We start from the raw sequence: 7,591 nt of genomic DNA, 5'->3' as shown, positions 1-7,591 counted from the left end.
TGGCCGCCGGCTACGCCGGGGTGGACAACCCGCTCTTCTTCCGGGAGAACACCTCGATGCTCTTCGGCGACGCCAAGGACACGGTCGAGGCCATTATCCGGGCACTGGAGTAGGAGGAGCCGGGATCCAGGAGTCGCTCGGGTCAGTCGAGCCGGCCGCCCTCAAGGCACTCGACGCCGTCGACGCCGTCGAGCCCGGAGAGGGCCTCGATGAGGTTGGCGGCGGGCCGCTGCCCGTGGAAGCGCATGACGGCGTTCATGGTGCGCCCGTGCTCGCCGCGGGTCATCTCGGTCTCCTCCAGGGTGGCCGTGAAACCGGAGGCCGTGGCGGCCTGGAGGATCTCAGGCATGATGGCGCGGCCGACCTCGTAGTCGATGCGCACGGTCACCTCGCCGCGGCGGCGCTGCAGGCGCGAGGTGAGGGGGCCCAGCAGCAGGACGACGACGTAGTCGAGCGCGACAGCGGTGGCCGCCAGGGGGATCATGCCCGCCCCGCAGGCCATGCCGATGGCGGCGCTGAGCCAGACGGTCGCGGCGGTGGTCAGGCCCCGGACGGTGTCGTTGTTGACGAAGATGACCCCGGCGCCCAGGAAGCCGATGCCGGAGACGATCTGCGCGGCCACACGGCTGGGGTCCACAGCGACATCCCCACCGGTGACCGGGGCGAATCCGTAGGCGGACACGAGGGTGAACAGGCATGAGCCCAGTCCCACCAGGACGTGCGTCTTGACGCCTGCATCCTTGTGGCGCAGGTGGCGCTCGGCGCCCAGCGTCAGGCACAGGATGAAGGTCGCCGTCATGGCGACGACCTGAGCCCCCACGTGGTTCAGGCTGAACAGCGCGCCCACATCGGCTCCCTTCCTTACTATCACTGTGCCTGCCCTGCCGGCACAGCGCCGATTCTAAAGGAGCGGTTACCGGGAACGTGTCCCCGGTGCTGATTCTCCATCGCCTCATCGGCGCCGATGAGGCTGCGGTCCGCGGCCGGTAGGCGTCCCGGTCACGTCTCTCACCGATGGGCAGTACGGCCCGTCGCATCCTCGTCTCCAGGCCTTCGATCGCCAGTAAACTTCTGATGACATTCTTCCCCCTCCCTGAAGGACTGACCTCATGGTCCCCTCCGTTTCCCCCGAAAGTGCTCGGCTCGACTACGCCTCCCAACAGCTGGATCTCAGCGCCTCTCTGTCCGGTTCCGGCAGGCTGGAGGAGGCTGTTGCCGCTGCGCGGGAAGGCGTTGACGCTCTGCGCGACCTGGCGCGGTTCAACGGCTCCTACGCCGTCGAGCTGGCCAGGGCCCTGAACTTTTTCGCCATACGCCTGGGCGAGGCCGGGCACCAGGCCGAGGGTCTGGCCACCGCTCGGGAAGTCGTCAGTATCCGCCGTCACCTGGCGCAAGCCGACCCCGCAGCGCACACCGCTGAGCTCGCCGAGGCGCTGAACAACCTCTCGATCGACCTTCACACGGCTGAGCAGGACGCTGATGCCATGGCCGCCGCCCAGGAGTCCGTCAGTCTCTACCGGAACCTGATACGGAACGACTTCTCCGCCCATGCCCCAGGTCTCGCCATGGCCCTCAACACCCTCGCCAACCGGTTGCGCAACGCCGGACGGCAGGATGAGGCACTGGTTGCCGTCCAGGAGGTCGTCAGCATCCGCCGTGACCTGGTTCAGTCCAATCCCGGCGCCTACGCCGGTGAGCTCGCCGCATCGTTGACGAATCTGGCCGGTCATCTGGCCGGCGCCGGGCGGAACGAAGAGGCCTCGAGCCCCGCACAGGAATCCGTCACCCTCTACAGGCGCCTGATCTGGGAGAATCCCGGCCCCTACACTTCTGGCTTCGCGCAGGCCCTGAATAATCTCGTCATCGTGCTGACCAGAGTCGAGCGCCTCGACGAGGCGCTGGTCGCCGAGCAGGAGATGGTCGAGCTCTATCGGAGCCTGGCGCGGCACAACCCCGCCGCATACTCCCACAGGCTCTCCATTGAACTCATTGATCTGGCTAAACGCCTGACCAACGCCGAGCAGAACGACGAGGCACTGACCGTCTCCCAGGAGGCCACTGCCCTCCTTCGGAGCCTCGTCGAGCACGACCCGCAGTCATTCACCCGTTCCCTCATCAGAGCACTTGAGGTCAACGCGACGATCCTGGAGATCCGCGGACAGTCTGAGGAGGCGTCCCGCCTCCGGCACGAGCTCGACATGCTCGTCATGCGCACCGGGGAAGGCCAGTGACGTGGATCCCTGTCACCCCCACGACTCCGGCCGCGTCCGACGACGTCCTTAAGAGCGACCACGTACTCCATGCAAGCAGAACGGAGGGCCGGCCACCATCAGGTGACCGGCCCTCCCGGAGTTCTCGCTCAGAGCGTCAGCCCCGGTTCACTTCTCGACCTTCTGGGCGGCGGCGCCGCCGGCGGGAGCGAAGCCCGCAGCCTCGGCCTCCTCGGCGCTGGCGAACCAGACCTCGGCGACCGTGGCGTCGTACCAGCGCGAGCCGGGAACGTGGTACTTCATGGAGTCCTCGTTGCCCTTGACCAGGTGGTCGTCGTCGGGAGCGTCCGTGGCGCCCTCCTCCAGGCGGACCGCACCGGCGTACTCGGCCTTGTCAGCCTTCTCAGCCTTGTCCGCCTTCTCCTCGGCCTTGTCGGCCTTGGGCGCCTTGTCCTCGTCGGCGACGGCCTTCCGAGCGGCCTTCTTGGCGGTGGCGACCGCGTCCTCCACGATCTCCTTGCGGGCAACCGGCTCCAGCACCAGGGAGATGACCGCCATGGGGGCGTTGTCGCCCTTGCGGGGGGCGGTCTTGATGATGCGGGTGTAGCCGCCCTCGCGTCCCTCGAACTTGGGGGCGAGCTCCTCGAAGAGGCGGTAGACGGCGTACTTGTCCGTCACCTTCTTCAGCACGGTGCGGCGGGCGTGCAGGTCACCGCGCTTGCCCTTGGTGATGAGCTTCTCGACATAGGGACGCAGGCGGCGAGCGCGAGCCTCCGTGGTCTTGATCGACTCGTGGACGATGAGCTGCGTGGCCAGGTTGGCGAGCAGGTGGCGCTCGTGCTGGGCGCTGCCGCCCAGGCGGGGACCCTTGGTGGGGCGAGGCATGGTTGTCTCCTAGGTGAATAACGAGCCGGCTCAGGCCTGGGTCTCGTCGCTGAAGGTGGGGTTGGCGTAGTCGTCGTCCGAGACGTAGTCGACCGGGGAACCCTTGAGGGAGAGCCCCAGCTCGGCCAGCTTGTCCTTGATCTCGGAGATGGACTTGGCACCGAAGTTACGGATGTCGAGCAGGTCGGCCTCACTGCGCGAGACGAGCTCGCCGACGGTGTGGATGCCTTCGCGCTTGAGGGCGTTGGAGGAACGGGCCTGCAGGTCGAGCTCGTCGATCATGAGGGCGAGGTCCTGCTGGAAGGCCTCGTCGATCGGCGAGGGACCGACCTCGATGCCCTCGGCCTCGACATTGAGCTCACGGGCCAGGCCGAAGAGCTCCACGAGCGTCTTACCGGCTGAGGCCAGGGCGTCGCGCGGGGTGATGGAGGCCTTGGTCTCGACGTCGACGATGAGACGGTCGAAGTCGGTGCGCTGCTCCACACGGGTGGCCTCGACGGAGTAGGAGACCTTCTTGACCGGCGAGTAGATCGAGTCCACCGGGATGCGGGAGATCTCCGCGTTGGGGTCCTTGTTCTGGTTGGCGGAGACGTAGCCTCGGCCGCGCTCGACCGTCAGCTCGATCTCCAGCTTGCCCTTCTCGTTGAGGGTGGCGATGACCAGCTCGGGGTTGTGGATCTCGACGCCGGCCGGCGGGGTGATGTCACCGGCGGTGACCTCGCTCGGACCGGACTTACGCAGGTACATGACGACCGGCTCGTCGTTCTCCGAGGACAGGACGATCTCCTTGATGTTGAGGATGATCTGGGCGACATCCTCCTTGACCCCGGGGATCGTGCGGAACTCGTGGGGCACCCCGTCGATGCGGACGCTGGTCACGGCCGCCCCCGGGATGGAGGACAGCAGTGTGCGGCGCAGGGAGTTGCCGAGCGTGTAGCCGAAGCCGGGCTCGAGGGGCTCGAGCACGAAGCGCGAGCGGCGGTCCTCGACCACGACCTCCTCGGTGAGCGTGGGTCGCTGTGCAATGAGCACGTGGTTTCCTTTCGTCGCGGCGCCCGCTATATGACGCCGTTCCTCATGGGTGGAGCCACCGGCCCGACCGGGCCGGCCCTACTCCGCGTCCCGCCGGTCGGGCGGGACGTGGTGAGACGACGACGCAGCACCGGCTGCGCCGTCGTCCCGTGAAGCTCAGACGCGGCGGCGCTTGGGCGGGCGGCAGCCGTTGAAGGCCTGGGGGGTGACGTCGGTGATCGAGCCGACCTCGAGGCCGGCGGCCTGGAGGGAGCGGATCGCGGTCTCGCGGCCGGAGCCGGGGCCCTTGACGAAGACGTCGACCTTCTTCATGCCGTGCTCCTGGGCGCGCCGAGCAGCGGACTCGGCGGCGAGCTGGGCGGCATAGGGAGTCGACTTGCGCGAACCCTTGAAGCCGACCTGGCCGGAGGAGCACCAGGCGATGACGGCGCCCTGAGGGTCCGTCAGCGAGACGATGGTGTTGTTGAAGGTGGACTTGATGTAGGCGTGACCGTGGGTAACGTTCTTGCGGTCCTTGCGGCGCGTCTTGCGCGCGGCGGCGCGGGTCTTGGGAGGCATTCTTCCTTCTTCGTGATGAGGTCGTCACTGCGCCCTGAGCTGGGCGGGGCGCGAGCTGCTGCTTACTTGGCCTTCTTCTTACCGGCCACGGTGCGCTTGGGGCCCTTGCGGGTACGCGCGTTGGTCTTGGTGCGCTGACCGTGCACCGGCAGGTGGCGGCGGTGGCGCAGGCCCTGGTAGCAGCCGATCTCGATCTTGCGGCGGATGTCCGCCTGGACCTCACGACGCAGGTCACCCTCAACCTGGTAGCTGCCGTCGATGTGGGTGCGGAGCTTGACCAGCTCCTCCTCGGTGAGGTCCTTGACGCGGGTGTCGGGGTTGACGCCCGTCGCCTTCAGGGTCTCGTCCGCGCGGGTGCGTCCGATCCCGAAGATGTAGGTGAGTGCGACCTCGACTCGCTTCTCGCGAGGCAGGTCGACACCGGAAATGCGTGCCACGGTGTGGTTCTCCTGTGTGCTCCCGGAGGTCGTCACCCATCTCCTCCACCTCGCCTGGTGGCCCCGGCCTCCGAGAACCGGGGGTTGCGGACCCGCGGTGCGGGTGCGCTGGGATGGGTGCTGGAAAGGGCCGTCCAGATCTCCGGCGGCCCGGCGCCGGGGACTTCAGCCCTGACGCTGCTTGTGCCGCGGGTTCTCGCAGATGACCATGACGCGGCCGTGGCGACGAATCACCTTGCAGCTGTCACAGATCTTCTTGACGCTCGGCTTGACCTTCATGATGTTCCTCCGCCGGCTCTGGGAGCCGACATGTCACTTGTACCGGTAGACGATTCGGCCGCGGGAGAGGTCGTAGGGGCTCAGCTCCACGACCACCCGGTCCTCGGGGAGGATGCGGATGTAGTGCTGCCGCATCTTTCCGGAGATGTGCGCGAGCACGACGTGCCCATTGCTCAGCTCCACCCGGAACATCGCGTTCGGAAGGGCCTCGACGACCGATCCCTCGACCTCGATGACTCCGTCCTTCTTAGCCATGTTCCTCCATCGGTGCTTTCTCGCTCGAGTTCACCCCGACGACGACGTCGCCGGGCGGTCGCGGTCGCCGCTGCAGAGGCCCCACCACGGGCAGGCCCCTGTTGCCAGGGCCCCGATTGCGTGATGCGGGCATGCGTCATCGACGGACGCGCGTCCAGCGGATAACTTTACGGCAGGCGACCCACGGTCCACCATGCCAGATAGCGAGACGACGCGGTGTTTCCTGACACACCGCAGGCGAGTACTCCCGGTTCGTCGGGTCGCACCGCGGAGGCGAAGGCGCCCCGGGGCGCACGGCCAGGCACGCGGTTCGTCAGGGACGCACCCCGGTCCTCGATGACGCACGTCGCGGGCACGGTCCGTGAGGCCTGTGGTGCGTCCACGGTTCCGCGGCATCCCTGAATCCGACGGGCCTCCGCAACAGGTTCTAGCTCAGAGCCTTGGGCTCGATGCCGTAGGGGGCCAACCCCTCGGCTCCGCCGTCGGGCGCCGTGAGGACCCACACGCCGCCGGGGACGATCGCTACGGTGTGCTCCCACTGGGCGGCGTGGGAGCCGTCCCGGGTGACGACGGTCCAGCCGTCGTCGAGCTCGCGGGTGGCCGGGCTGCCGGCAGTCAGCATCGGCTCGATGGCCAGCACCATGCCGGGGCGCAGTCGGGGCCCGCGGCGTTTGACCGAGTAGTTGAGGACGTCGGGGGGCATGTGCATGCTCGTACCGATGCCGTGGCCGACGTACTCCTGGAGGATCCCCAGCTCGTGGCCCTCGCGCTCGGCCGCGTCCGCCACGACGGCCTCGACGGCGTCGCCGACGGCGTTAAGACGCAGTCCGCGTCCGCTCCCCTCCCCCGCTGCGGCGCGGGCGACGGCGGCGATGGCCGCCCACAGGGCCTCGCGGGTGGTGGTGTCCACGAGCCGATCGGTCTCGCTGCGGTACCTCCCGCCGACGACGGTGGTGAAGGCGGCGTCGCCGTGCCACTGGGTGCCGTTCTCGTCGAGGATGTAGGCGCCGCAGTCGAAGGTGACGAGGTCGCCGTCGTCAAGGACCCGCTCGCCGGGGATGCCGTGGACCACCTCATCGTTGACGGAGATGCAGACGGTGGCCGGGTAGTCGTAGTAGCCCAGGAAGTTCGAGTGGGCGCCGGCGGCCTCGATAACGCCGGCCGAGACGGCGTCGAGCTCGGCGGTGGTGATCCCGGCACGGACCGCCTCGCGCAGGGCGGCGTGGATGTCGGCGACGACGAGCCCGGCCTTGCGCATGAGACGCACCTGCTCCGGCGTCTTGATCTGGATCTGTTCGCGTGAGAGCACACTGCCTCCTGGGGTGGCGTGGACGGGGTGGGATTGTCGGGGTGTTCCGGGCGGCACGGAGACGGGCCGGAGCATACGGAGGCGGGTCGTCCGCATGAGCAGACGACCCGCCGGTGACGCCGGACTTCAGGAGCCGGAGACGCCGTGAGCGCTGAGGGCGTCCATGATGCGGCCGGTGACGGCGTCGATCTCGCCCATGCCATCGACCTGGACGAGCAGGCCACGCTCGGCATAGATGCCCGCCAGCGGCGCAGTGGACTCGGCGTAGACCTCGAGGCGCCGGCGGATGACGGGCTCGGTGTCATCGGCGCGGCCCTGCTCGCCGGCCCGCTTGAGCAGACGGGCGATGACGGCCTCGGCGTCAGCGGTGATCTCGATGACGACGTCGAGGGCCAGGCCCGAGGCCTCCAGCATGGAATCGAGCTCGCCGACCTGGGCGGTGGTACGCGGGTAGCCGTCCAGGAGGAAGCCGGCCTCGCAGTCGTCCTGGGCGATGCGGTCGGCCACCATGGCGTTGGTGATGGAGTCGGGCACGTACTCTCCCTTGTCCATATAGGCCTTGGCCTGAGTACCGAGCTCGGTGGCGCCGGCGACGTTGGCGCGGAAGATGTCTCCGGTGGAGATGG

The 7,591-nt window shown here is 68.2% G+C and carries 11 protein-coding genes; 2 read left to right on the top strand and 9 right to left on the bottom strand.

The window, feature by feature from the left end:
* A partial coding sequence (locus RWR81_RS11525) for an NAD(P)(+) transhydrogenase (Re/Si-specific) subunit beta (protein WP_314457888.1) occupies positions 1 to 113 on the top strand: 113 nt, incomplete at its 5' end.
* Between the two features lie 29 nt (positions 114 to 142).
* Here the strand turns inward: RWR81_RS11525 and RWR81_RS11520 are convergent.
* Positions 143 to 847: an MgtC/SapB family protein gene (locus tag RWR81_RS11520; RefSeq protein WP_314457887.1), complete on the bottom strand. Its 705-nt coding sequence runs from the start codon at positions 845 to 847 to the stop codon at positions 143 to 145.
* Between the two features lie 262 nt (positions 848 to 1,109).
* Between RWR81_RS11520 and RWR81_RS11515 the strand changes: the two genes are divergently transcribed.
* Complete coding sequence (locus tag RWR81_RS11515; RefSeq protein WP_314457886.1) at positions 1,110 to 2,231, top strand: tetratricopeptide repeat protein; 1,122 nt, start codon at positions 1,110 to 1,112, stop codon at positions 2,229 to 2,231.
* Positions 2,232 to 2,378: 147 nt separating this feature from the next.
* Here RWR81_RS11515 and rplQ read toward each other — a convergent pair whose 3' ends face one another.
* The 8 genes from rplQ to RWR81_RS11475 form a co-directional block, all read right to left on the bottom strand.
* Positions 2,379 to 3,095, bottom strand: coding sequence for a 50S ribosomal protein L17 (gene rplQ, locus RWR81_RS11510; protein WP_314457885.1), 717 nt, complete (start codon positions 3,093 to 3,095; stop codon positions 2,379 to 2,381).
* A 30-nt stretch (positions 3,096 to 3,125) separates the two neighbouring features.
* A complete protein-coding gene (locus RWR81_RS11505) occupies positions 3,126 to 4,127 on the bottom strand; it encodes a DNA-directed RNA polymerase subunit alpha (RefSeq protein WP_108832445.1) in 1,002 nt (333 codons plus the stop codon).
* A gap of 156 nt (positions 4,128 to 4,283) precedes the next feature.
* On the bottom strand, positions 4,284 to 4,685 hold the full coding sequence (gene rpsK / locus RWR81_RS11500) for a 30S ribosomal protein S11 (protein ID WP_009403616.1): 402 nt from the start codon (positions 4,683 to 4,685) through the stop codon (positions 4,284 to 4,286).
* A gap of 62 nt (positions 4,686 to 4,747) precedes the next feature.
* The gene (gene rpsM, locus RWR81_RS11495) at positions 4,748 to 5,122 is read right to left on the bottom strand and encodes a 30S ribosomal protein S13 (RefSeq protein WP_043539058.1); all 375 of its coding nucleotides are present in this window, start codon (positions 5,120 to 5,122) and stop codon (positions 4,748 to 4,750) included.
* A 165-nt stretch (positions 5,123 to 5,287) separates the two neighbouring features.
* The gene (rpmJ, locus tag RWR81_RS11490) at positions 5,288 to 5,401 is read right to left on the bottom strand and encodes a 50S ribosomal protein L36 (protein ID WP_003781903.1); all 114 of its coding nucleotides are present in this window, start codon (positions 5,399 to 5,401) and stop codon (positions 5,288 to 5,290) included.
* Between the two features lie 33 nt (positions 5,402 to 5,434).
* On the bottom strand, positions 5,435 to 5,656 hold the full coding sequence (gene infA / locus RWR81_RS11485; protein WP_003781847.1) for a translation initiation factor IF-1: 222 nt from the start codon (positions 5,654 to 5,656) through the stop codon (positions 5,435 to 5,437).
* A 427-nt stretch (positions 5,657 to 6,083) separates the two neighbouring features.
* The gene (gene map, locus RWR81_RS11480) at positions 6,084 to 6,965 is read right to left on the bottom strand and encodes a type I methionyl aminopeptidase (RefSeq protein WP_314457884.1); all 882 of its coding nucleotides are present in this window, start codon (positions 6,963 to 6,965) and stop codon (positions 6,084 to 6,086) included.
* A 126-nt stretch (positions 6,966 to 7,091) separates the two neighbouring features.
* On the bottom strand, positions 7,092 to 7,591 hold a 500-nt coding region (locus RWR81_RS11475), incomplete at its 5' end, for an adenylate kinase (RefSeq protein ID WP_314457883.1).

Origin of the sequence: uncultured Actinomyces sp. (assembly GCF_963526355.1) — a bacterium.
In the GTDB taxonomy this organism is placed as follows: Bacteria; Actinomycetota; Actinomycetes; order Actinomycetales; family Actinomycetaceae; genus Actinomyces.
This window is presented reverse-complemented; position numbering and strand designations above follow the sequence as displayed.